Annotated in this window: 14 protein-coding genes and 1 pseudogene; 8 read left to right on the top strand and 7 right to left on the bottom strand. The window is 69.5% G+C overall.

Going from position 1 to position 23,758, the window contains the following annotated elements:
- Nucleotides 1–123 precede the first annotated feature (123 nt).
- The gene (locus tag ACTRO_RS08780; protein ID WP_034262676.1) at nt 124–2,913 is read right to left on the bottom strand and encodes a LuxR C-terminal-related transcriptional regulator; all 2,790 of its coding nucleotides are present in this window, start codon (nt 2,911–2,913) and stop codon (nt 124–126) included.
- A gap of 153 nt (nt 2,914–3,066) precedes the next feature.
- Here ACTRO_RS08780 and ACTRO_RS08785 point away from each other — a divergent pair, with 153 nt between their 5' ends.
- The 4 genes from ACTRO_RS08785 (at nt 3,067) to ACTRO_RS08800 (ending at nt 8,250) form a co-directional block, all read left to right on the top strand.
- On the top strand, nt 3,067–5,835 hold the full coding sequence (locus tag ACTRO_RS08785) for a helix-turn-helix transcriptional regulator (protein WP_084316097.1): 2,769 nt from the start codon (nt 3,067–3,069) through the stop codon (nt 5,833–5,835).
- Nucleotides 5,836–5,990: 155 nt separating this feature from the next.
- Nucleotides 5,991–6,851 (top strand): enoyl-CoA hydratase/isomerase family protein, encoded by an 861-nt coding sequence (locus tag ACTRO_RS08790; protein WP_051450537.1) that lies wholly within the window; start codon nt 5,991–5,993, stop codon nt 6,849–6,851.
- Nucleotides 6,852–6,900: 49 nt separating this feature from the next.
- The gene (locus tag ACTRO_RS08795; protein ID WP_051450538.1) at nt 6,901–7,752 is read left to right on the top strand and encodes an enoyl-CoA hydratase/isomerase family protein; all 852 of its coding nucleotides are present in this window, start codon (nt 6,901–6,903) and stop codon (nt 7,750–7,752) included.
- Between the two features lie 48 nt (nt 7,753–7,800).
- Complete coding sequence (locus tag ACTRO_RS08800) at nt 7,801–8,250, top strand: lipocalin-like domain-containing protein (protein ID WP_034262678.1); 450 nt, start codon at nt 7,801–7,803, stop codon at nt 8,248–8,250.
- A 6-nt stretch (nt 8,251–8,256) separates the two neighbouring features.
- Here the strand turns inward: ACTRO_RS08800 and ACTRO_RS08805 are convergent, their stop codons facing one another.
- Entirely contained in the window at nt 8,257–8,928 is a 672-nt protein-coding gene (locus ACTRO_RS08805) for an SDR family oxidoreductase (RefSeq protein WP_034262679.1), read from the bottom strand.
- 81 nt (nt 8,929–9,009) lie between these two features.
- Complete coding sequence (locus tag ACTRO_RS08810; RefSeq protein ID WP_034262680.1) at nt 9,010–10,221, bottom strand: epoxide hydrolase family protein; 1,212 nt, start codon at nt 10,219–10,221, stop codon at nt 9,010–9,012.
- A 353-nt stretch (nt 10,222–10,574) separates the two neighbouring features.
- Here ACTRO_RS08810 and msrB point away from each other — a divergent pair, with 353 nt between their 5' ends.
- A complete protein-coding gene (msrB, locus tag ACTRO_RS45535) occupies nt 10,575–10,976 on the top strand; it encodes a peptide-methionine (R)-S-oxide reductase MsrB (RefSeq protein ID WP_084316100.1) in 402 nt (133 codons plus the stop codon).
- 106 nt (nt 10,977–11,082) lie between these two features.
- Nucleotides 11,083–11,841: an SDR family oxidoreductase gene (locus tag ACTRO_RS08815; protein WP_034262682.1), complete on the top strand. Its 759-nt coding sequence runs from the start codon at nt 11,083–11,085 to the stop codon at nt 11,839–11,841.
- Between the two features lie 46 nt (nt 11,842–11,887).
- On the opposite strand, the gene ACTRO_RS51375 is transcribed toward ACTRO_RS08815, so the two are convergent.
- Both ACTRO_RS51375 and ACTRO_RS08820 read right to left on the bottom strand, forming a co-directional pair.
- Nucleotides 11,888–12,286 (bottom strand): ricin-type beta-trefoil lectin domain protein, encoded by a 399-nt coding sequence (locus tag ACTRO_RS51375; RefSeq protein WP_425394876.1) that lies wholly within the window; start codon nt 12,284–12,286, stop codon nt 11,888–11,890.
- Nucleotides 12,287–12,289: 3 nt separating this feature from the next.
- A pseudogene (locus ACTRO_RS08820) lies at nt 12,290–14,680 on the bottom strand (ricin-type beta-trefoil lectin domain protein); the annotation flags it as partial.
- A 318-nt stretch (nt 14,681–14,998) separates the two neighbouring features.
- Between ACTRO_RS08820 and ACTRO_RS08825 the strand changes: the two are divergent.
- Entirely contained in the window at nt 14,999–17,026 is a 2,028-nt protein-coding gene (locus ACTRO_RS08825; protein ID WP_063627954.1) for a glycoside hydrolase family 76 protein, read from the top strand.
- Here the strand turns inward: ACTRO_RS08825 and ACTRO_RS08830 are convergent.
- On the bottom strand, nt 17,016–17,525 hold the full coding sequence (locus tag ACTRO_RS08830; protein ID WP_157435983.1) for an AAA family ATPase: 510 nt from the start codon (nt 17,523–17,525) through the stop codon (nt 17,016–17,018). The two genes, ACTRO_RS08825 and ACTRO_RS08830, sit on opposite strands and share 11 nt — an antisense overlap.
- Before the next feature lie 702 nt (nt 17,526–18,227).
- Here ACTRO_RS08830 and ACTRO_RS43070 point away from each other — a divergent pair.
- Nucleotides 18,228–20,993 (top strand): AfsR/SARP family transcriptional regulator, encoded by a 2,766-nt coding sequence (locus tag ACTRO_RS43070; protein WP_051450539.1) that lies wholly within the window; start codon nt 18,228–18,230, stop codon nt 20,991–20,993.
- A gap of 31 nt (nt 20,994–21,024) precedes the next feature.
- Here ACTRO_RS43070 and hrpB read toward each other — a convergent pair whose 3' ends face one another.
- Nucleotides 21,025–23,637, bottom strand: coding sequence for an ATP-dependent helicase HrpB (hrpB, locus tag ACTRO_RS08840; protein ID WP_034262685.1), 2,613 nt, complete (start codon nt 23,635–23,637; stop codon nt 21,025–21,027).
- Nucleotides 23,638–23,758 lie beyond the last annotated feature (121 nt).

Raw genomic sequence — 23,758 nt, forward strand, 5'->3', positions numbered from 1 at the left:
CGGATCGTCGGGAACTCGTTCGCCCGACACCTCAATACTGCGGAATTCGTCGGCCGAGCGTTATCCGTCATGCGACTTCGATTCCGGCAGGTAGAGGGCCGATCGTCTAGGTAGCGGCATAGGTCAGATCCCCTCGAGAGCCTCGCTGAGCATCGCCCGCGAGGAGATGCCGAGTTTCGGGAAGAGCTGATAGAGGTGGGCTCCCACGGTCCGGTGGGAGACGAAGAGCCTCTCAGCGATCTGCTTGTTCGTCAGGCCGGAAGCAGCCAGCCTGGCTATCTCCAACTCCTGTGCGGTCAGCGTTTGCGCGTCCAGTTCCCCGGCGGCAGGGCGCTTGTTCGCACCCGCAGCACGCAGTTCCTGTCCAGCGCGTTCCGCCCACGGCCGGGCTCCCAGCCGTTCGAACGCGGCTAGCGCGGCACGTAGTGGCTCCCGGGATCGCGCCGTCGCCCTCGAGCGCCTCAGCCTCTCGCCGAGAAGCAGCTGCACCCGCGCGTAGTCGAAAGGCCAGCGATCCGCACCGGGGATGTTCAACGCATTCTCGAAGAGCCGCACGGCCTCGGCGTCGTCGGTTTCACACAAAGCCACGGACGCCCCGACCAGCAGCGCCAGCCGCGGCGAGAGGGCGGCGACGTCGGCTTCGGCCATCGCCCGCACGTGTTGTGCTGCTTCTTCCGGCCGGCCGGTCCGGACCGCGGCCTCGACCAGGTCCAGCATCACCCACAGGGCATGCGGCACGTGTGAGGCCAGCACGCCGGCCGGGCTGATGGCGTTCGCGTGCCTGTAGGCCTCGGAGAAGTCGCCCTGTCCGAGGGCCGAGAGCGTGGCCGCGTGCTGCGCGTAGTGCACGGCTCCATGCACGCCTCGGAGCGTGGCCCATCGCGTGATCCGGTCGACCGCCGCCTTGCCGTCGGCTTCGTCGCCGCGGGCAGCGGCGACCATGGCGCGAATGTACTGGTAGTACCAGGCGAAGAACGTGTAACCGTGGTCCTCGCAGAGTCGAATGCCTTCATCAGCCAACTGCTGCGCTTCGTCCCACGCGCCGACGAGGAAGTCGTCCAGGGACAGGTGCATCAGCCCGGCCAGATGCCGCCGGACGGGACCGCCCTCACGACCGTGCCGGACCACCCGCCACGCCGCCTCGCGAACCTCGCCCAGCCGATCGAGATAGAGCGCCGCCGTGCCGGTGCGCGCGATCTCGGCCGGGTCGGTCTCGTAGGGCAGTTCCGCCAGGAGCCGATCGAGTTCTTCCCGGGCCGCATGGCCGCTTCGGGCCGGGTCCGAGAACGTCTTCGCCGCTGCCGACAGACGCGGCGGGACTTCCGGCACGAGGCGTGCCAGTGCCGCGTAGAAGGGTGTCCACAGTTCCGACCGGCCACCGTAGAAGCAGACCAGGAGGAGGAGATGCAGCGCGTCGATCAGCGCCTTGTCCTGCGCGTCATGGCCGTGCGGGGCGTTCTCGATCGCAGAGGTCAGCAATCGATGCGCGGTGGCGAGGTCGCCATCTCCGTTGAGCACGAGCACGGCGGCCGCCGCGGCGGAGTGCAGCGAGAGCCGCTGCGCCGGATCCGCCTCTCGCGCGTCGTCGAGAAGCGTTCGCGCGCTGCCGAGCGAGCCTGCGGATTCGGCGCCGATATAAGCGGCCTGCGCCAGTCGGCGGCCACGGTCGGGCCGGTGCGGGCTCAGGGCGGCGGAGCGGGCCAGTGTCCGTACGCCTTCCGAGTCGTCTCCGCGTTCCAGGGCCAGGTGCGCGGCTTGCTCGAGCCGGGCCGCCACGCGCTCCTCCGGCTCCAGGGATGACTCGCCGAGGTGCCAGGCCTGGCGCTCGGGCCGGTCGACCAAGGCGCGAGCGAGCGCGCCGTGGGCCGCGCGCCGCTCACTACTCGCCATGGCTTCGACGACGGCGGAGCGAACCAGCGGGTGACGGAACTCAAGCCGACGGGTGGATTCGTCGACGTACACCAGGTGAGCCCGCTCCGCGGGCGCAAGATCGTCCATGGTGGCGCCGGCGGCGGCGTGGCGCAGGGCCTCTTGGAGGAGGCCGAGGTCACCGGTCCGCTCCAACGCCGCAAGCAGCAGAAGACGCCGCGTAGGCAGGGGCAGGCCGGCCACCCGGGCGCCGAACAGCTCCTCCAGCCGCCGACTCAGCGGCAGCATGGCGGGCAGATCCTCCCGCGCGGCACGCTGTGCCGCCCGCAATGCGCCGGGCAGCTCCAGCAAGGCGAGCGGATTGCCCTGTGCGGCGGCGAGCACGCGACGCCGGACGCCGGGAGCGAGGTCCGGGAACCGGGCGTTGACCAGGCGCTTCGCCGCGTCCTCGGCCAACGGTTGCAGCTGGTACTCGGGCAGTCGGAAGCTCTCGAGCACCGTTCGAGACTCCGGCCGTCCCGCGGCCAGCAGACTCACGCCGCCGCCGGCCGCGCGGCGAGCCACGAAGGCCAGTACGCCGGCACTGGGTCCGTCTATCCGGGCAAGGTCGTCGACGACGACGAGCACCGGCCGATCGGCGGCCGCCTTCCGGAGCAGCGCGAGCGCGGCGTTGGAGACGACCAGCCTTTCCGGCGTCGGCCCGCTGGTGAAGCCCAGCGCGAGGCGGAGGGCGCTGTGGTACGGCTGGTCGAGGGCGTCGATCGTCTCCTGCAGCGGGAAGAGCAGCTGGTTGAGCCCCGAGTAGTCGAAATCGGCGTCGGACGCGGTCCCGAGGGCGCGCAGCACCCGGGCCCCGGACGCTGACGCGGCCTCGCCGACGGCGTCGAGGACGGCCGACTTCCCCACTCCGGCCTCGCCCGACACCAGGAGGGCTCCGCCTCCCGTGCCGAGGTTCAGCAGGTCGTGAACCCGCTGAAGATCTCCGCTCCGACCGATCAGGGCGTTCGTCCCGGCCTGCTCGAGAAAGACTTCACCACTCATCATGCGCACCCGTCCGACGACCCCCGCTCCGCTGACGCGTCCACCCTGTCCCAGACGCTCGGCCGTCGCCCCGGGGGAAACCCCGGGGTATCGGTCAGCCCCGTGGTCGGCCGGGACGACCCGGCTTCAGGGCCCGAACCGTAATAGTGTGGATGGATGGGCGTGGGCGCCATCGGCTCTCCGACGGAACTGCTGGGGCGCGGCCGAGAGCGGGCCGCGCTGGACCGGACTCTGGCCACCGCCCAGGCGGGTAGCAGCGCCGTCCTGGTCCTGCGCGGTGAGCCGGGCATCGGCAAGACCGCGCTGCTCGACTACGCGGCCGACCGGGCCGCCGGAATGCGCACCATCCAGGTCACAGGCATCGAGTCGGAGATGGAGCTGCCGTTCGCCGGCCTCCATCAGTTGTGCGCGCCCTTCCTGGACCGGCTCCAGCACTTGCCCTCGCCGCAGCACGACGCGCTCCGCGTCGCGTTCGGGCTGCAGCAGGGCGAAGCCCCGCAGCGGTTCCTGGTCGGCCTGGCCGCGCTCAGTCTGCTGGCCGATGCCGCCGACGCTCAGCCCCTGCTCTGCCTCGTCGACGATGCCCAGTGGCTCGACGAGGGTTCCGCGCAGCTCCTGGCATTCGTCGCCCGGCGGTTGATGGCCGAGCCGATGGCCCTGATCTTCGGCGTCCGGCAGCCCGACGGCCTCAGTGAGCTGGCCGGACTGCCGGAGCTGGTCGTCGAAGGGCTGAACGAGCCCGAGGCTCGTGCGCTCCTGCTGTCGACGGTGAACACGCCGCTCGATCCGCAGGTGCGGGACAGGATCGTCGCCGAATCCCGCGGCAACCCGATGGCGCTGCTGCATCTGCCACGCGCCCCCGGAGAGCTCGCCGGCGGATTCCGGCTTCCCGACGGTCGTGAATTGGCGAGGCGCATCCAAAGCGCATTCGACCGCGAACTGGCATCGCTTCCGCAGGGAAGCCGGCAGCTTCTGACGACGGCCGCGGCCGACCCGACGGGAGACGCGTCGCTCCTGTGGCGTGCAGCCGGACTTCAGGAGATCGCAGCGAACGCCGCGGTACCGGCCGAGGTCACCGGGCTCGTCGAGTTCGGGACGACGGTACGGTTCCGTCACCCGTTGACTCGCTCCACGGTCTACGAGAGCGCGAACGTGCCGCAGCGCCGCGCGGCACACCGGGCGTTGGCAGACGCCACAGATCCACGCACCGATCCCGATCGCAGGGCATGGCACCGCGCCTGCGCTGCAAGTGGGCCCGACGAAGACGTCGCCGTCGCGCTGGAGCACTCCGCTGACCGCGCTCGCAGCAGAGGCGGAGCAGCCGCCACGGCCCTGTTCCTTCGCCGGGCCGCCGAGCTGACGCCTGATCCGATACGCCGCGTCACCCGCGCCCTGGCCGCCGCCCAAGCGCACATCGACGCCGGACAGGCCGAGGGGGCCCGCAGCATGCTGACAATGGCGGAGATCGGCCCGCTCGACGAATTACTGCGAGCACGGCTCGAGCGGCTGCGGGCCAGAGAGATCTTCACTCGCCTTCGCGGCGGGGAGGCACCCGGGCAGTTGCTCCGCTCCGCACGCCGGCTTGCGCCGCTCGATGCAGCTCTCGCTCGCGACACGCTGCTGGAATCGCTTGGAGCTGCGATATTCGCCGGACGCCTCAGCAAAGGCCCCGGACAACAGGAAGTGGCCGAGGAGGCCCGCGCCGGACCGTCACCGCCGACGCCGCCACGAGCAGTCGACGTCCTGCTGGACGGCGTCGCGAGCCGGATCGTCGACGGCAGCGCCAACGCCGTCGACAAGCTCAGGAATGCCTTGCCCAGCATTGGGAACGAGCAGACCGATCGGGACGTCGACGGGCTGCGGCTGGCATTCCACGTGCTGCCCGAACCCATCGCCCCGGAACTCTGGGACGACGACGCATGGCAGCATCTTGCGACCTCCGCGGTCGAGACCGCCCGCGCGACGGGGACGCTCGCCACCCTTCCGATGGCGCTGACCTACCGGGCGTATCTCCACGTCCAGGGCGGCCGATTCGACACTGCTGCCGCGCTGATCGACGAGGCCACTTCGATCTCGCAGGCCGTGGGCGGCGCTCCGATGATGTACACCTCGCTGGTGCTCAGCGCCTGGCGAGCGGAAGAACCTCAGGCATCAGACCTCATCGAAACCACTATCGAAGAGGTATGCGAACGTGGCGAAGGCCGCTCGCTCGGGCTCGCCCATTACGCGAACTCCCTGCTGTACAACGGCCTGGGCCGTTATGACGCTGCGTTGGCTGCCGCGATGCGCGCATGCGAGTACGAGGATCTGGGCTTCTTCGGTTGGGCGCTGACCGAGCTGATCGAGGCCGCGACCCGCAGCGGCCGACGGGCAGACGCCGAAGCCGCGCTGGAAAAGCTCGTCGAGCGCACCCGCGCCGGCGCGACCGCGTGGGCCATCGGCACGGAGTCGTGCTCGCGCGCGCTGCTGAGCGACGGCGGAGAGGCCGACGCGCTCTTCCGCTCGGCCATCGAGCACCTCGGCCGCTGCCGGATCGCCGTCCAACTCGCCCGCGCCCGTCTCCTCTACGGGGAGTGGCTGCGGCGCGAGAACCGCCGCCAGGAAAGCCGCGCCCAGCTGAAGGCGGCCCACGAGGCGTTCATCCGGTTCGGCGCGCAGGGATTCGCCGAGCGCGCCCGGATGGAACTGCTGGCGACGGGAGAGTCCGTGCGCAAGAGGACGGCCGGCACCGACGTCACCCGCCTCACCGGCCAGGAGACCCAGATCGCCCGGCTGGCGAGGGCCGGCCACACCAATCAGGAGATCGCGGCCCGGCTGTTCATCAGCCCCCGCACGGTGGAATGGCACCTCGGCAACGTCTTCGCCAAACTCGGGGTCAGTTCACGGAGGCAGCTCCGGCTGAAGTCCGCGACGCCGAACGAGTGACACGAGACGTCCCGACAGCCCAGCACGCTTCCACTCGGATTGCCGCGGCATGCAGCCCGGCTTACGTTCGTTGCGCAGGGCCCGGGCCGGTGACACCGTCGAGGAGACGGCGCACCGGCGCAGCTGTGACAACGCCTTTTCCACTGGAGAACCCCATGGCCAAGAAGGGCCCGGTCGTCGCGGTCGAAGAGATCACCCCGGCCTACTGGCGGGCGACCTTCCAGAACCCTCCGATCAACCTGCTCGATCCGGAGGTCTACGCGCAACTGCGGCTCTTACTCGACCGGATGGAGAGCGACGACAAGCTGCGCGTCGTCGTCTTCGACAGCGCCGACCCGGACTACTACATCTCGCATCTGGACGTACCCCGGCTGCCCGAGGTGCCGGACATCCCGGGTGCGGCCGACCTCGCCGAGGACTGGCCCCGCTTCGTCACCCGGCTCTCCCACGCGAACGCCCTGAGCATCGCCTCGGTGCGTGGGCGGACGCGCGGAATCGGCAACGAGTTCGCGCTCGCCTGCGACCTCCGGTTCGCCAGCCGCGAGAAGGCGCTCTTCTCCCAGGCGGAGGTCGGCTTCGCGCTGGTGCCCGGTGGAGGCGGGTGCGACTGGCTCCCGCGCCTGGTCGGCCGGTCACGGGCACTGGAGATCATGGTGGGCGGGGAGGACTTCGACGCGGACACCGCGGCCCTCTACGGCTGGATCAACCGCTCGATTCCCGATGCCGACCTCGACCGCCACGTCGACGCGTTCGCCCGTCGGGTGGCCGGCTTCGACGGCGAGGCGCTGGCGACCGCGAAGCGGTTGGTGAACGAGCGCGTGCCGCCGCCGACCATGGGAGAGCTGCTCCAGTCGTTCTCGACGATCGCCGCCCTCGTCGGCAAGCCGGCGGCGCAGACCCGGATGAAGAAGGCGGTCGAGCACGGCTGGGGCAAGGCCACCGAGTGGGAGCTCAACCACCCGGCCACCCTGGGAGGCATCACCGAGGAACTCGCCGAAGGGGCGTCAGCGGGCTGAGACCGCCTATCTCGAACACTGCTCGGGGATCGAATGAAGGGAACAAGCCATGACGCCTGCCGGCGACTCCGCGTCACTGACAGACAGCACCGCCGTCCGGGTCTCGCTGGCGGCGCCCGGCTTCCTGCGCGCCGTCATCGACAACCCCCCGATCAACCTCTTCGACCCGGCGGTCTTCGCTGGTCTCAACCTGCTGCGACGCTATGCCGACGAGCCGGCCAACGCGGTCAAGGTGGTGGTCTTCGAGTCCGCCAACCCGGAGTTCTACTTCGCCCACCTGGACCTGGCGAAGGCCACCGACGTCCCAGATGTTCCCGGGGCCCAGAGCATCGTGCAGGGCTGGCCGAACTTCAGCCGATGGCTGACGAACTCACCGGTCGTCACCATCGCCAAGATCCGCGGACGCGCCCGCGGCATCGGCAACGAGTTCGTCTGCGCCTGCGACATGCGCTTCGCCGCCGCGGAGAACGCGCGGCTGTGCCAGATCGAGATCGGGTTCGGACTCGTGCCGGGCGGCGGCGGACTGGAGTGGCTGCCCCGGCACATCGGGCGCGGCCGCGCCCTCGAGGCCGTGCTCAGCGCGGACGACTTCGACGCCGACATCGCCGAGCGCTACGGCTGGGTGAACCGCTCGCTGCCCGACGCCGAGCTGGACGATCACGTCGACCGCCTCGCCCGCCGCATCGCCACCTTCGACGCCACGGCTCTGGCCACCGCGAAAGAACTCATCGGCGCTGGTCAGCCCACTCCGACCGAGAACGAGCTGGCCGAGAGCTTCGGCGCCATCCGTGCGCTGCGGCGGGGCGAGCCGGCACAACGTCTGGCGGGCTCGCTGCGTGAGCGGGCGGGCGGATCTCTAGCGGCCGCGGAACTCGACCTGCCGCAGCTGTACGGGCACTGATCCCGGTCTGCGCAGCTCGCAGAGGCAAAGCCCAGAAAAGGAGTCGTCATGACGCCCGACGAACTGCGAAGCGCCCTTGTCGGCGCCTGGCGCCTCGTCTCCTTCAAGGCCACCGCCCTCGACACCGGGGATGTCGTCGAGCCCTTCGGCGCGCGGGCGCGGGGAATCCTCATCTACACCGCCGACGCTCAGATGTCCGCCCAGATCATGCGACCGGACCGGCCTGAGTTCCGGCAGCCGAGGCTCGAGGAGGGAGAGCCCGATGAACTGGTCGCGGCCGCCACGGGCTACATGGCCTACGGCGGTACCTGGGACGTCTCCGAAGGCAACCGCGTGACTCACAAAGTGACGCTCAGCCTGTTTCCGAACTGGGTCGGCGCCACCCTGGCCCGGATCGCCGAATGGGACGGCGAACTGCTCAACCTCGTCCTGCCCGAACCCGCCTTCATCTGGGGCGCGCGTCGCAGCGGCGTCCTCACCTGGGAGCGCCCCTCCTGATCGGGTTCACGCCAGGGAGGCCTTGATCCGGCGAGCGGGCTCGTCGGCCAGTACCTCGGTCCGGCCCTCGACGATCGCCTGCATCGTCTCCTCCACCACCACCTGCGGCGTGATCTTCGGCCCCTCGAACTGCTTGCTCAGATCAGTGTCCACGAAGCCCGCGTGCACGCCGACCACGAGAGTGCCCTGGTCGCGCAGGCCCTCCCGGAACGAATTGGTCAACGACCACTGGGCGGCCTTCGAGCCCGCATAGCCGGGGAACCGCGGCCGGCCGACCCAAGAGGCGACCGAAAGCATGTTGACCAGCGCTCCACCGCCGTTACGAGCGAGTACCGGGGCGAAGTTGCGGGCCACCAGCCACGTGCCGAAGTAGTTCACGTCCATCGCCTCGCGGGCCGCGTCGAAGTCCCCCTCCAGCAAGTGCGTCCCGTACCCGCCGACACCGGCGTTGTTGACCAGAATCGCGACATCGTGGGCGAGCTCCGCGGCCTCGGCCGCTTCGACCGGGTCGGTGACGTTCAGCCGCACCGGGACCACGTCAGGGTCCTGCACGCTTTCCGGATCACGGACCGCCGCGTACACCTTGGCCGCACCGTGGTCCAGCAGCCCCCGCGTGAACGCCTTGCCGATGCCCCGGTTGGCGCCGGTCACCAGAGCGGACTTTCCCTTGATATCCACCGCGAATCTCCTTACGCGAACAAGGAACCGGGGTGGGAGGCACGCCGCCGGGTCGACGACCTGCCTCCCACCCCGCTCCGGCTACCGCAAGGACTTCAGCCCCGCGCGTACCTCGGAGGCGAACAGTTCCGGCTCCTGCCAAGCCGCGAAGTGCCCGCCCCGATCCACCTCGTTGAAGTAGACGAGCTTCGGGTAAGCCTTCTCCGCCCAGCTGCGCGGCGCCTCGTAGAGGTCCTTCGGGAAGACGCTCACGGCCGCGGGGACCTTCACACCCTTGGCATCGAAGAACCCGAGCTTGTTCTCCCAGTACAGCCGGCCGGAGGAGACGCCCGTGTTCGTCAGCCAGTAGTAGGTGATGTTGTCGAGGACCTCGTCAGGGGTCAGGTTGCCGACCGGCCTGCCGCGCACGCCCTCGGCGATATCCTCGTAGCTGGCGTAGTCGTGGTTCAACATCCAGCCGGCCAGCCCGATCGGCGAGTCGTTGAGCCCGTACAGCGTCTGCGGCTGCGTCGCCATCTCCACCGCGTACCCCACGCCCACGGTGTAGAGGACCATCATCTGGTCCCAGGCCTTCTGCTCCTCGGCCGATAAGCCGTCCGGCGCCGGGCCGCCGGTGACGAAGTTGATCTGCGCCGCCACGTCCGCGGGCAGCACCCCAGGCATGTTGGAGTGGATGCCCAGCAGCCCCGGCGCGGGCTCGACACCCATCAGATCGGTGACGATCGCGCCCCAGTCGCCGCCCTGAGCCACGTAGTTCTCGTAGCCGAGCCGCCGCATCAGCTCGCTCCATGCCCGGGCGATACGCTCAGGACCCCAGCCGGTCTCCCGCGGCATGTCCGAGTACCCGTAGCCGGGCATAGACGGAATCACGACGTGGAACGCCTCGTCCTCGCTGCCGCCGTACGCAGTGGGGTTGACCAGCGGGTCGATCGCACTCAGGAACTCGACGACGGAGCCGGGCCACCCGTGCGTCATGATGATCGGCAGGGCGTTCTCGTGCTGCGAGCGGATGTGCAGGAAGTGGATGTTCAGCCCGTCGATCTCGGTGATGTAGTTCGGCAGGGCACTGAGGCGCTGCTCCACCCGGCGCATGTCGTAGTCGTCGGCCCAGTACTGGGCGAGCTTCTTCAGCACGTCCTGCTTCGGGCCCTGTGAGTGGTCGTCGACCAGCTCCGGATCCGGCCAACGCGTGGCCCTGATACGCGAGCGCAAGTCCTCGAGCTCGGACTCCGAAGCGGTCGGAACGGTGAACGGCCGGATCGCGGCCGAGGTGGACTTGGACGAAGCGGACACGGAAGCCTCCAACGTATTTCCACGGAGAAGATGCTGATCTCGAAAGCGGCGTGTCGCCACCGCTGTCCCGCCGGCCGGCGTCGCCGCCCTCCCCCTCGCGACGTGCTCCGTCAGACGCGCGAAACACTCCACCCCAGTCTTACTCCATTACGGGGATCGCACCACCGGGAAAATCGCGAAGTGTTTAGTTAGGCACAGCACCTATTCCGGCATGGCGACTCATGCAGTTACCTAGGCGACCGCGGTCTCGCCTCGGCTTACTACAGTCATGCGACTGATGGCCGGAATGGCGTTTCGGGCCGTACCTTGGCTGGTGTCGTTCAAGCAGGAAACCAGCCTTAAAGGAGTATGCCGTGGCGTACGATATCGAAAAGTCTGATGCCGAGTGGCACGCGGAGCTCACCCCCGCTGAGTACCGGGTTCTGCGCGGCGGCTCAGACGAAGCACCGTTTACCGGAGAGTACGTCGACACCAAGGTGCAGGGCGTGTACTCGTGCCGAGCCTGTGGGGCCGAGGTCTTCACTTCTGCAGAGAAGTTCGACTCCCGCTGCGGCTGGCCGTCATTCTACGACCCCAAGACCCTCGACTCAGTGCGGGTGGAGGCGTCCTTCGGGCTAGCTCCTGTCATTCGGTGTGCCAAATGCGGCTCATATCTAGGAGAATTGTTCGAAGGCGAAGGGTTCACCACGCCCACCGACAAGCGCTACTGCATTAATAGCCTTTCGCTGCGTCTGAAGCCAGCAGATTCGGAATGACGTAGCGGGTTGAGCCCCGGATGGCGCATCCGCGCGGGCGGCAGAGCGGTACGCGTTCGATGGTGAAGACGCTTCGAAGTCATGGGCGGTCTTGCGAGGAGGACGAATGACCAGGGCGAACACTTCCGCCGCGACCCGACATGAGCCTGAACTGCGCGGGCAGACCGTGGTACTGATCGGCGGGAGCGCGGGCATCGGCCTCGAAACGGCCCGCCGCGCACAGGCCGAGGGCGCCGAGGTCATCCTCACCGGCCGCAACCCGGACAGGCTCGAACAGGCCGCGAGGGAGCTCGGCGTGGATCGCACGGCGGCCTTCGACGCCACGGACGCGGCGGCGTTGCGCAAGTTCTTCGAGGGGTTGCCGGGGCCCATCGACCACGTGCTGGTCACGGCGGGCGGCCCGAGCTACGGCCCGCTGCTCGAGATGGACGCGGACCAGGTACGCGTGGCTCTGACCGACCACATGGTGCTCGGGCTCGAGGTCGCGCGCAACGCGGCGGACAAGATGCGACCGGGGGGCACGCTGCTGCTCATGAGCGGCACTGGAGGGCGCCGCGTTCAGCGCGGCGTCGGGATCATCTCCGCGGCCGCCGCCGCCTTTCCGCCTTTCGTCGCAGCGCTGGCGCTCGAAATCGCGCCGGTCCGCGTCAACCTCATCGCGGCCGGCTTCGTCGACACTCCGCTCTCGGCATCGCTGCTCAAGGACCAGCTCGACGAACGCCGCGAGGAGCTGCGCACCCACCTGCCGATCGGCCGGGTCGTCGGACCGGAGGATGTCGCCGCCCTCGCCGTGCACCTCATGGCCAACACCGCGCTGACCGGGGCGACCTACGACATCGACGGCGGACAGCAGTTCGCGTTCTGAAGCCCGGCCGGCGCTTTGCGTCGGCCGGGCTCAGTCACGGCCGAGATCAGACCGAGGGCAGCGCCCACTGCTGGTTGGTGCCGTCGTTGCAGTCCCAGATCTCCAGCTGCGTGCCTGCGGTACTGCTGAAGCCCGGGTCATCCAGGCACTTGCCGGACTGCGGGTTGCGCAACTCCCCGTCGGACTGCGGCTGCCAGATCTGCGCGCCGGTGGCATTGCACGTGTAGAGCGCGACGAGGGTCCCGTCGGTGGTGGCACCGCCGGTCACGTCGAGGCACTTGCCGTTGTTCACCAGGGTGTCGCCGGTGGTCAGCTCCCACTGCTGGCTGGTGCCGGCATCACAGTTCCAGATCTCGATCTTGTTGCCGTCGGCGGTGCTGTTGTCGGCGTCGTCCAGGCACATCCCGTTGGTCGCCACGGTGATCGGGCCGGCGATCGGCGGCATGTTCCACTTCTGATTCGCGCCGCCGTTGCAGTCCCAGATCTCCAGCTGAGTGCCCGCGGTCGTGCTCGAAGCCGGGTCGTCGAGGCACTTGCCGGACTGCGGATTCACCAGCGTGCCGTTGACGACGTTCCACTGCTGATTCGCGCCGCCGTTGCAGCTCCACAGGTCGACCAGCGTGCCGTCGGCCGTCGAGGTGTTACCGACGACGTCGAGGCAGCTGCCGTTGTTCACCAACGTGCCGTTCGAGTACTGCCACACCTGCGCGGCGGTGCCGTTGCACGTGTAGATGTCGACCTTGTTGCCGTTGGCGTTGCTGTTATTGGCGTCGTCGAGGCACAGTCCGGCGAGGCCCGAAGTGATCGGGCCGGCCGTGTAGGTGCCGATCCCGCCGGTTCCGGGAGTGATGTCGAGGTTGTCGAACTGGTCGGTCTGGTAGCCGACGACGCCGATGCCGGCCTGGCCGGAGGTGTAGGTGGTGTCGGTGGCCGAGCCGACGGCCTTGCCGTCGACCGTGGCGCTGATGGTCGAGCCCTGCATCGTCAGGGAGACGGTGTGCCAGGTGCCGGTGCCGAGCGCGGTGGCGGTACCGGAGGTCAGGGCGGTGATCTTGCCGCTGGTATCGCTTCGGTCGATCGACCACGCGCCGGTGTTGGAGACGCGTAGCAGGTAGGCGGCCTGATCCGACTGTGGCCTGTCTTGGATGTCGGCGCGGCCGAAGACTTCGGCGGTGCCGGCTTGTTCGAGGTCGACGTCCGTGCTGACGGTGTAGTTGGACCAGGACGTGTCGCCGATCAACGCGAAGGCGTCGGAGTCGTTCTGCCATTCGATCGGCTTGATCGGAGTCGTCTGCTGCACGCACTGCCCGGTGCGGCCGTTGGCGCACGGCTCGACCTGGTACGCGCCCTGCATGGTCTCGAGGTACTTCGGCTCACTGCCGGTGGCGTCGGCCTCGTAGGTGTCGGAATAGGGCAGGGTGAGGGCCGCGGCGGCGGGGCTGGTCGCGGTGCCCTTGGCCTGACCCGTGGTCGTCGTCAGGGTATAGATGTACCCGGGCTGGACGGTGAGGGAGTACGAGCCGTTCGAAGGGGTGAGGTCCTGGGTGTGGATCAGCGAGGTGGACGGACTCGGCGCGTTGACGGCGGTGGCCCACACGTGCACGGTGCCGGTGGACAGCCCGCCGGAGACGTTGAGGGTGACGCTCTGGGCAGTAGTCGCGGTGGTGGTCTCGATGATCGTGGAGTAGTCGCTGCCGTTGGTCGACTTGAGCGAGACGTAGCTGCCGTTCTGCTCGTTGCCGCCGAGGTAGCCGGAGCCGGAGTCGAGGAACTGCCAGCCGGGCTGGGTGAACTGGGTGACCTGGGCGGTGGCCCAGGTGGACTCCCCGACGCTGTAGTTGCCGGACCACGGCTGGCTGGCGGTCATCATGCCGTCGGTCGGGTACGGCAGGTTCGGGGTGAGCGCGGCGATCAGCGGCCAGTTGATGTACGCCGTCATCTCCGCGTCCGTATACCCGCGAGTGATCGAGCGGATCAGCGCGGGGGCGCCGGAGTTCATGTCCTGCGACCCGTTTTCGCTGGCCCACAGGGGCTTTCCGGTGCTCTCGGCGGTGGCGTTGGCGGGACACGTGTCCGCGTTGCCGCCGTCACCGCCCTGGCAGGGGTAGTGCGTGCCGATGATCTGCACGGCGTTGGCGAAGGCCGAATTGCTCGCCACGTCGTTGGCCACCGACCAGTCGCTGTCGGCGCCGACGATCTCGGTCGAGCCGTAGCCGGCGTTGTTGAGCGAGGTGCGCAGCTGCTCGTACCAGGAGACGTTGTAGCCGCGCTCGTTCCAGCCGCCGAGATAGTCGATCGTCAGGCCGTCCGCCTTGGCGCATCCGAGCCAGGAGATCAGGTAGTTGATCATATCGGTGGACCAGAAGTTCCCCCCGCCGATCCAGCCCGGCGCGGCCCAGGCGAGACCGTAGAGCTTGATGTTCGAGTTGCGGGCCTTGGCCTGCTCCATCAGCCAGAACTCGTAGCCGGTGTTGCACTGGACGCTGCCCGCGGTGTGCTCGATCGACGGCTCCGCGCCGTCGGTGGAGTTGGCGTCCCCGCCGATCTCCACCTTCAGGATCTGCAGGTCCGCGCCGTAGTCGGGTTTGAACAGGTAGTCAAGGATCTGCGACTGCTGCGCGGCCGGATAGTCGATCAGGAGCCGCGAGTTCCCGCCGCCTCCGCTGATCGCGCCGATGCCGTCGAAAGTCCGCCCGGCACTCGCGCCGTTGACGGCGACGGTGGTGCCGGCGGCGGCATGCGCGGGCGCGGCGGCGAGGCCGTAAAGCAGGGAACTGAGGAGCGCGAGGACGGCGATCGCGGACCGCGAGACGAGCCGTCGCCGGTGAACTGAAGCCATGGCTTGCTTCCTTCACGTGTCGAGCTGCTCAGCCCGGTACCCGACAGGGCGCGCCGACGCACCGGGCGTGGGTAGACCATGAGTGGGAGAAAATGTTCGAAGCTGTGGAGATTGACGCAGCAAATGACAGCGTTGTCAAGAGTTTGTGCGTGTCTATCCGTGGCGTGCCACCCCGTGCCGCCCCCGCGTCGACCGGCACACGATCACTTACGTCGCTTTATGTTTGTTTTACTTGACGTGCCGTCAGACGCGATGTTCACTGAGGGCGAGCCGGTGAGGTTTAGACCATTACGCGCCGCCACCCAAAGGACCAAGAAGATGTACTTACGCCGCCTGATAAGCGGAATCGGCGCCGCAGCACTGCTTTCGAGCCTGGCCGTCGTCGCATCCGCCGCACCGGCGCACGCGGCCTCCCCCGCCCTCGCCTCCTCCTCCGCCTCGGTCCGGCCCGACGCGAACACCACCGTCTGCAACGTCTACTGCGACGCCCGCGATCCGGCCCTCTCCCCCGGCGACCGGCTGGGTGCGACCGCCGGCGTGTGGAGCCGGGCCATCACCCTGCACTTCGACGATGCCGACGACATGGCCTGGGCGAACCTCGCCAACGGCTCACCCACCGACGAAGTGTGGCTCGACCGGTCCTTCGACGGCGGGGCGACTTGGGCTTCGGGCAGCAAGCTCGGCGACACCACCGTCCCGACCGGCGACACCGGATGGCGGACCCTGATGTACAACGTCGACAACCCCTCCGCGCACGGCGTCGGCGCCATCCGCGCGTGCGGGAAAGCGGGCAACCGCACCGACATCGCCTGCACACCCTGGCTGCGCACCACCACACACGCCGGCAACGCGCAGGCCGCGTCGATCACGGCCCTGATGCAGTACTTCAACCCGGCCAGCGGCTCGTGGTCCGGCGGTCCGGGCTGGCAGGACGCCAACGCGCTGACCGACCTGATCGACTACATGCAGCTGACCGGCGACTCCACCTACGAGTACGCGATCGGCTTGATCTACCAGGACAACGGCGGCGCGAGCTTCACCGACGCCTACATCGACGACACCGGATGGTGGGGCCTGGCCTGGCTGCGCGCGTACCAGTACACCGGAGACTCCGCGTACCTGCAGACCGCCGAGTACGACGCGAACTACATGGACCAGTACTGGGACACCGGCACGTGTGGCGGCGGCGTGTGGTGGTCGACCGCGAAGACGGCCAAGACCGCCATCGCCAACGAGCTCTTCCTCGAACTCAACGCCGCCCTGCACAACTCCATACCGAGTGACAGCACGTACCTCACCAGGGCACAGCAGGAATGGACCTGGTTCTCCGGGACCGGAATGATCAACTCGCAGAACCTCGTCAATGACGGACTCAACCTGTCCACCTGCAAGAACAACGGCGCCACCACGTTCACCTACAACCAGGGCGTCATCCTGGCCGGCCTGAGCCAGCTGAACCTCGCTGCGCCCAGCGCCTCGCTGCTCACCACCGCCAACGCGATCGCCACCGCCGCCACCGCTCATCTGACCAGCAGCGGCATCCTGGTCGACCCCTGCGAACCTAACGGCTGCGCCAACGACGGCTACAGCTTCAAGGGCGTGTTCGTCCGCGACCTCGCCGAGTTCGCGCGCACCGCCAACACTTCCGCGTACAACCAGTTCCTCAATGCCCAGACATCGTCCGTGCTCGCCAAGGACACCGACGGCGACGGCCAGTCAGGCCTCCAGTGGGCCGGACCGCTCGACAATCTCAACTACCCCGACCAGCAGTCCGCCTCCGACGCGTTCAATGCCGCCCTCGACCTGCCGACCTCGACCGGCGCGACCGGGACCATCAGCGGGTACGACGGCCTCTGCGTCGACGTCGCCGGCTCGAACACGGCCGACGGCACGAAGGTCGACGTCTACACCTGCAACGGCACCGGCGCACAGCAGTGGACCGCCGAGACCAACCAGACCCTGCAAGCCCTCGGCAAGTGCCTCGACGTCGCCTCCGGCGCATCCGCCGACGGCACCCTCGTCCAGCTCTACACCTGCAACAACACCGGCGCCCAGACCTGGCAGCGCCAAGCCGACGGCGCCTGGCTCAACCCCCAGTCCGGCAATGCCTCGACGACCCCGGCTACAGCACCACACCCGGCACCCAACTCGAGATCTGGGACTGCGACGCCGGCGCCAACCAGAACTGGACGCAGCCCTGACGCCGACATGGCGTCGCACCCCCGTCTACAGATGAAATCATGTGCTCATGAGCTACGACTTGGCCTGCTACGACCCGCAAGGCGAAACGCTGCGCCCGTAAGAACTCAGACGCGCCCGCCGTCAGCCCACTGCGTTACGCGATAACGCCAGGCGCGATGATCTCGGCGATTCGATGGGCGACCTCGAGCGGGGTCAGGCCGTCGGTCTCGATGACGTGGTCGGCCGGGGTCGCCTGCGCGGAGGCGTATCGGCCCTGGTAGTACTCGTTGATGCCGGACCGTTCGGGATCCCCCTCGAAGCGCCGGGCCCACGTCTCGCGGCCGGCGTGCAGCTGGATCGACGCACGGGTCGCGGTCGGCGGCAGCAGCCCTTCGACGAGACGATGCATCTCAGCGGACTGGAACACCCAGGTGATCATTAGGACGTCGACTCCGGCCTGCGCCGCATGATCTGCCACGGCACGGATATTCGCCTCCACCATGGCGGTCGTCCGCTCGTCGACGCGCCACGGCTGGTGCAGCCAGAGGTAGTCGACATCGAGCCACTGAACGAGCTGCGGGCAGCGCACCGCCAGCCCCATCAGGCGCCGAGCCGCGCTCGACTTGCCGACACCAGGCGCCCCACCCACCATCACGACATGCACCGGCACACGCTAGGGGCTGCCTGACTTCCGGCACCACCGATTTTCCGTTGTGCCGCAACGTACCTTTTCTCGAGCGTTGCCGGCGCGCTGCAACCGGCTTGGAGCCGGGTTGGAGCGCTACTCGCGAGACTCGGTGTCAGGTCGGGTCGGGATGTGGAGGGGACCCCCCGCTCGGCCGAGTCCTCACACCACGTTCGGAAGAGCGATTCCATGATCGGGAAGCCCATGTCACGATTGGTCCGGCGAGCGGCGAGCGCAGGCGGCGCCTTCGCGCTGGCCGCGGTTGCGGCTTGTTCTAGCGGGAGCGGCGCGTCTTCGACCTTCTCCGGCCCATCCGCTCAGGCCGAGCCGAGCCGGCCTTGCGTGCAGTGCTACGGCTTCAGCCTGCCGGACGTCGCCCGGCCGACGGCCGAACGAGCGGTTGCAGGGCTGGGTGCGATCAGACGACCGCGACGCCCGAAATCGCCTGGTCGGCCGCGGCCGAGCAAGCCGGGAATCAAGGTACTGCCGATCCGCAGACGGACCCGCGCCTCATCGCGGTCGTCCACGCTCGGTCACGCTGCATAGAGGCTGCGGGGTAGGACTTCGCGGGCCCGATCGACGCTACGGCGAGCGGTGGAGGCGGCATGACAGAGTTCGGCCGTGTTACGCTCGCGCCGGTTCCACCGTCGGGAGAGCAGCAACGCGGGGGCTTGGAGAACCATGACCGTCCTCGAGTTCGGCATGCTCGGGCCTCTGCAAGTGGTGGAGGACGGCGCCGCACGGCGAGTGCCGACGGGCAAGCAGGGTACTGTCTTCGCCGCGTTGCTGCTGCGCGCGAATTCCGTGGTCTCCATCGACGTTCTCGTCGAGACGCTCTGGCCGCACGGCTCCTCGGCCGGGGCCCGCAGCACCGTCCACTCGCACGTGCTTCGCTTGCGCCGCAGCCTGGGTGCGCATGCCGGCGAGCGGATTCACAGCAGCAGGGCCGGCTACCTGATCGAGGTCGCTCCCGGCGAACTCGACGTGGACCAGTTCGTGACGCTGACCGGCGACGCGGACACCGCGGCGGCCGAGCGGCGCTGGCTGCAGGCGAGCGCGCACTCCGAGTCCGCGCTCGGGCTGTGGCGGGGCGAGCCGATGGGTGAGCTGGAGGCCGAGGGCTGGCTCGCGCAGGAGGCGGCACGGCTCGTCGAACTGCGCAATCGAGCGATCGAACTGTGGGCCGAGACCGAGTTGCAGCTGGGCCGGCCTGATCGGGTGATCGCCGTCCTGCAGACCCTGATCAGCGAAAATCCCCTGCGGGAACGGGGATACGCGCAGCTGATGCTCGCTCTGCACGCGACCGGGCGCACGGCTGAAGCGCTGGAGACCTTCCATCGAGTCAGAACACTGTTAGTCACTGAGCTCGGCGTCGAACCCGGCAGCCATCTCCGAGACGCCCACCAGACGGTGCTCACCACCGACTCGTACGCGCCGTCACCCGCTGTCAGGGCACCGACTCCGGCGCAGTTGCCCGCCCTGATCCCGGACTTCGTCGGACGCGCGCGCGAAGCGTCGGAGCTGGTGGATCTCCTGCGGCCTCGGGAAGATCGCGAGGCGGGCCTCGGCCGTTCGCCCTCGTCCGCGCGCATCGCCGTCATCTCCGGCCCGGGCGGCGTCGGGAAGAGCTCGCTCGCCCTCCTCGTCGGGCACGGGGCGATGCCCGGGTACGCAGGCGGCGCGCTGTACGCCGACCTGCGTGGCAGTTCGCCCTCCCCCGAGGAACCAGCCTCGGTGCTCACCTCGTTCCTGCACGCCTTGGGCGTCGAGGGCAGAGCCGTCCCCGACGATCTCGACGGACGTGCCGCGCTGCTGCGCTCCCTCACCGCCGCACGCGGCGTACTGATCCTCCTCGACGACGCCCGATCCAGCGCCCAAGTACGCCCCCTGCTGCCCGCGCCGGGCGGCGCGGCGCTGATCACCAGCCGATCACACCTGTCCGGCCTGGCCGGCGCACGGTGCATCGAGCTCGGCGAGCTGCCCTGGGAAGAAGCCATGGGTCTCTTGGCGGCGATCGTGGGCACCGAGCGAGTCGAGCGCGAGCAGACGGCCGCCGAGGCGATCGTCGAGTCCTGCGGAAGGCTCCCGCTGGCCGTGCGTATCGCGGGCGCTCGCCTCGCCGCACGTCCGATGTGGCCGCTCTCCCACCTCGCGCAGCTGCTCGCAGACGATCGGCATCGGCTCGACGAGCTACACGTCGACGACGTCGGTGTCCGCGCCAGCCTTGAGCACAGCCTCGCCTGCCTCGACCCGGCGCAGGCGAACGCACTGCGTCTCCTATCGATCCCGGACGCGCCCGTCCTCGACCTCGGCATGTCCGCGGCGATCCTCGGCCAGGACGAACGCACGGCGGGGCAGACCGTCGAGAAGCTGGTGGACGCCTGCCTGCTCTCGGCACCGAGACCGGACCGGTACGCGTTCCATGATCTGACCCGGCTCTACGTGCGCGAAGTTGCCCAGGCCACTGATACCCGGCTGACGCGCGCCGAGGCGTTCTCGCGGGCACTGGACCTGCTGGATGCCAGGATTCAGGCCCACCTGCCGATCGCCCGCATTCGACAGGTGTTCGGCGCCGATGCCGCGACACCGCCGAACCGTCCGGTCCCTTCCCTGACGCAGAGCCCGAACTGGGCGGTCGCACACCGCCTCGAGCTCCTCGCGTACGCGCTCCAGGCGGCTCTGGACCCTGATGTCCCCGCCGTGTGGGTCGCGCGGATGTTCGAGCCCGTACTTCGCGCGTTCCTCGCCGCGGGACTGCGGTCGGAGGTGGACCGGTGCGGAAGGGCCATGCTGTCGGCGGCCCAGAGAGATCGGGACGTGGAGGCCGAAGGCACCGCGCGCCGATTCGTCGGCTGGGCCGCGTTGTTCGACAACGACCTTCCGGCCGCGCGGTCGCAGTTCGAGCTCGCGGCGTTGCTGGGGACTGAGGCGGCCGACGAGCCTGGCCTCGCCGCGTGTGACCTGGCCTTCGGAATCCTGCATGCCCGGAACGGCGATTTCGGCCGGGCCGTCGAGCATCACCACCGTTCCTCCGACGCCTACGAAGGTCTGGGTCTGGCCGCCTGCGCCGCCGTCGCCTTCAACTACCTCGGCCAGCAATACTTCGCCGTCGGGCAACTCGATCGGGCCGTTGCGCATCTCAGCCGCGGACTCACGCTGGCCGAGGAGGGTGGCGACGGCCCGGTGGTCGCGATGGCGCTGTACATGCTCAGCGCCGCGAACTCCGCCCGCGGCTCGCACCAGGAAGCAATCGAGCTCGCGAACCGAGCGCTGGCGTTCGCCCGAGCCTGCGACGCGCGGTACAGCGAAGCGAGGGCGCTCGAACTCCTCGGCAAGGCATTGTCACGCGGCGGACGCGCCGAGGAGGGCGAGCGCTGCTTGACCGCTGCGTCAGCGCTCTTCGAGGATCTTCTGGGCGTGGCACCGGATGCGCGGGTGGCGGGATAGTCGGGCCAGAAGCCGCCGATGCGACGTGTGCTTATTTACGTTGATTGACACGCCGGGTCGGTTCGGCGGCGGTCGGGTCCTCGGGCCAGGGGTGGCGGGGGTAGCGCCCGCGTAGGTCGGCGCGGACGGCGCGGTAGCCGTCGCGCCAGAAGGAGGCCAGGTCGCTGGTGACGGCGGCGGGGCGCCCTGCGGGAGAGAGCAGGTGGATCGTCAGGGTGACTCGGCCGTCGGCCAGTTGCGGGGCTGCGTCCCAGCCGAAGAGCTCTTGGATTTTGACGGCGAGGACGGGGTGGTCGGCGGAGTAGTCGACGCGGATTCGGCTGCCACTGGGGACGGTGATGCGTTCGGGGGCGAGTTCGTCCAAGCGGCCCGCGGCGCCGCCGGCCCAGGGCAGCAGTCGGGCCAGGGCGGTCGCGGTGGGGATGCGTTCGAGGTCGGCGCGGCGGCGGGCGCGGGAGAGCTCGGGCTCCAGCCACTGGTCGGCCTCGGCCAGCAGGGCGTGGTCGTCGACCTCGGGCCAGGGCTGGCCGAGAGCGCGGTGGAGGAAAGCCAGGCGCTGACGCAGTGCGGTGGCCTCGGCAGACCAGGTGAGCAGTTCGCTGACGGTCTCGGCGGTCAGGCCTTCCAGCAGGGCGGCACGCAGACGGGCGGGGGCGGGGGCGGCGAGGGGCTTGGTGGTGAGCTCGATCGCGCCCAAGGTCTGCACCCTTCTTGCCGCGACATCGCCCCGGCGCGAGCCGGCCGGAGTGGCCCAGCGGACTTCCTCACGGTCAGTCAGCAGGGGCGTGGCGCAACGCTTTGCGGTGGCCTCGTCCAGGACGGCGGCCAACTGGACCCGGGCGGCCGGGGACCCGGCCGGACGGTCGGCGACCGCGACGGCGATCCACTCCGCGCCGCTCAGGGCGGAGCCGGGCGCCGTGTCGGCAGCTGTGCCCGAGGCCATCAGGTAGGAGACGCGTGCGCCTAATTCGGGCTTCGCCGAACCCGAACTCGCACCCGCAGACCCAGCCGCACCTGCGCGCGCCCGTGCGATGCGTTCGGGGAAGGCGAGCCCGACGATCAGACCGCCCGCCGCGGCTTCGCTGACTGCCGAGCGAGTGTTGCCCGCGGACTCGACGTGGCCCACCAGTCGGCGGACCTCGTCGCGCCAGCGTGCAGCGTACGGGTCGCGGCCGGCGGCGGCAGCGCGGTGGACAGCGGCCAGGTCGTCGCCCAGTGCACGCGGGGCCTCCTCGGACAACAGCGCCACCAGTTCGGCAGCCTGTCGGGATCCGACCTGCGGGGCACCGTCCAGCAGGGCTCGGCCGAGCCGCGGGTGCAGGCCGGTGCGAGCGATACCCACACCCCGCCCCGTGGCGCGGCCCTCGGCGTCGACCGCGCCCAAGGCGATCAGCACATCTCGGGCGGCGGCCATCGCGCCGTCCGGCGGGGCATCGGGAAGAGCGAGGCCGCGCGCGCCAGGCGCACCCCAGCAGGCGACCTGGAGCGCGAAGGACGTGAGGTCGGCCTGCATGATCTCGGGCGTCGGCATGGCTCTGGCCCGGGCGTCCTCGAATTCCGCCCAACAGCGGTAGACCACTCCGGGGGCCTCGCGTCCGGCGCGCCCCGCCCGCTGGCGTCCGGTGGCCAGTGACGCCCGGACGGTGACCAAGGTCGCCAGGCCGCGGGAGTGGTCGGTGCGCGGTTCCCTCGCCAGACCGCAGTCCACGACGCTGCGCACCCCCGGCACGGTCAGCGAGGACTCGGCGACGGAGGTGGAGAGCACCACCCGCCGACGGGCACCGATGATCAGCGCCGCCTCCTGGACGGCGGAGGCGGCCCGCCCGTGCAACTGCAGCACATCCACCCTCTCACTCAGCCCGGCCAGCATCCCGGCCACCCGAGCGATCTCACCCGCGCCGGGCAGGAAGCACAGCACGTCCCCGTCGCGTTCGCGCAGCGCGCGCTGCACGGTCGCGGCCACATGCTCCAGCAGCACCGGGTCCACGCGCAGCCCTTGCGGCGCACACACCGGCCGGGACGGCGGCGACCAGACCACCTCCACCGGGTGCTGGATGCCCGTGGCTTCCACGACGGGCGCGGGGACCTGGCCGTCTCCGCCCAGGAGTTGGGCCCAGGCGGCGGTGTCGGAGGTCGCCGAAGCGCAGAGCACGTGCAGGTCGGGGCGCAGGGTGGCCCGGACGTCGAGGAGGAAGGCAAGCGCGGTGTCGGCATCCAGGTGCCGTTCATGGCACTCGTCCAAGATGACGGTGTCGACGCCCGCCAGTTCCTGGTCGCGCTGTAGCCGTTGCAGCAACACGCCGGTGGTGACCACCTCGACCACCGTGCGCGGCCCGGCCTTGCGCTCGCCGCGCACCGTGAAGCCGACCCGCTCCCCCACCGGTTCACCCAGCAGCCAGGCCATCCGCCGCGCCGCGGCCCGCGCCGCGAGCCGACGCGGCTCGGCCACCAGCACCCGGCGGGGCCCGGCCGTTCCCGCATCTGGGTCGGCCTCGGACACCAGGCCGGCCAAGGCCAGCGGAACCAGCGTCGTCTTCCCAGTTCCTGGCGGCGCGGCCAGCACAGCAGTCCCGCGCTGAACCAAGGCACGCCGGAGTTCGGGAACAGCGTCGCGGACGGGAAGGTCGAGCCAGGCCGGGTTCACCCCGACAGTCTCGCTGATCTCGCGGCGCCGGCGTTACCGGACTCAGCGCTTTGAGGTCTCCGGCAGAGCGGGTTCCGGTCGTCGGTTCATCGCGGTCGGAAACCGCGTGGACATGGTCAGG

This window comes from Actinospica robiniae DSM 44927, assembly GCF_000504285.1.
Taxonomy (GTDB): Bacteria; Actinomycetota; Actinomycetes; order Streptomycetales; family Catenulisporaceae; genus Actinospica; species Actinospica robiniae.

Excerpts from the sequence above, each read along its gene's own strand:
- ACTRO_RS08790 (WP_051450537.1), top strand. The coding sequence starts at position 5,991 with ATGGCCAAGAAGGGCCCGGTCGTCGCGGTCGAAGAGATCACCCCGGCC.
- ACTRO_RS08795 (WP_051450538.1), top strand. The coding sequence starts at position 6,901 with ATGACGCCTGCCGGCGACTCCGCGTCACTGACAGACAGCACCGCCGTC.
- ACTRO_RS08780 (WP_034262676.1), bottom strand. The coding sequence starts at position 2,913 with ATGATGAGTGGTGAAGTCTTTCTCGAGCAGGCCGGGACGAACGCCCTG.
- ACTRO_RS08785 (WP_084316097.1), top strand. The coding sequence starts at position 3,067 with ATGGGCGTGGGCGCCATCGGCTCTCCGACGGAACTGCTGGGGCGCGGC.
- ACTRO_RS08800 (WP_034262678.1), top strand. The coding sequence starts at position 7,801 with ATGACGCCCGACGAACTGCGAAGCGCCCTTGTCGGCGCCTGGCGCCTC.
- ACTRO_RS51375 (WP_425394876.1), bottom strand. The coding sequence starts at position 12,286 with ATGCCGCCGATCGCCGGCCCGATCACCGTGGCGACCAACGGGATGTGC.
- ACTRO_RS43070 (WP_051450539.1), top strand. The coding sequence starts at position 18,228 with ATGACCGTCCTCGAGTTCGGCATGCTCGGGCCTCTGCAAGTGGTGGAG.
- ACTRO_RS08825 (WP_063627954.1), top strand. The coding sequence starts at position 14,999 with ATGTACTTACGCCGCCTGATAAGCGGAATCGGCGCCGCAGCACTGCTT.
- ACTRO_RS08815 (WP_034262682.1), top strand. The coding sequence starts at position 11,083 with ATGACCAGGGCGAACACTTCCGCCGCGACCCGACATGAGCCTGAACTG.